This window comes from Pseudomonas sp. HY7a-MNA-CIBAN-0227 (genome assembly GCF_040310325.1).
Lineage (GTDB): Bacteria > Pseudomonadota > Gammaproteobacteria > Pseudomonadales > Pseudomonadaceae > Aquipseudomonas.
This window is the reverse complement of the sequence record NZ_JBEOPT010000137.1, coordinates 1-272: the sequence shown is the minus strand read 5'-3', so window position 1 is coordinate 272 and position 272 is coordinate 1. Positions and strand designations below refer to the sequence as shown.

Below are 272 nucleotides of genomic sequence, written 5' to 3'. Positions count from 1 at the left end.
AATCATGACTGGTTGTAACTCAGGTCCATACGGCAATGCAAGCAACACTGTAAAAGGTGCGACTGCTGGCGCTGCTGCTGGTGCCCTTCTCAGAAGCAAAGGCGATAGCAAAGATATCGCACGTGGCGCACTAGCTGGTGCAGCACTTGGTGGTGCTGGTGGTTACATCTATGACCAAACCAAATAATTGGTTATAAATATCGAAGCTATTAAGCGATAGCGGTAAGAATAAAAAGCCTGCAAATCATTGCAGGCTTTTTTGTGTCTAATAG

1 protein-coding gene is annotated in these 272 nt (G+C 45.6%); it reads left to right on the top strand.

From position 1 onward, the window contains the following. A partial coding sequence (locus tag AAEZ06_RS27305; RefSeq protein WP_502948061.1) for a YMGG-like glycine zipper-containing protein occupies positions 1–187 on the top strand: 187 nt, incomplete at its 5' end. Between the last annotated feature and the right edge of the window lie 85 nt (positions 188–272).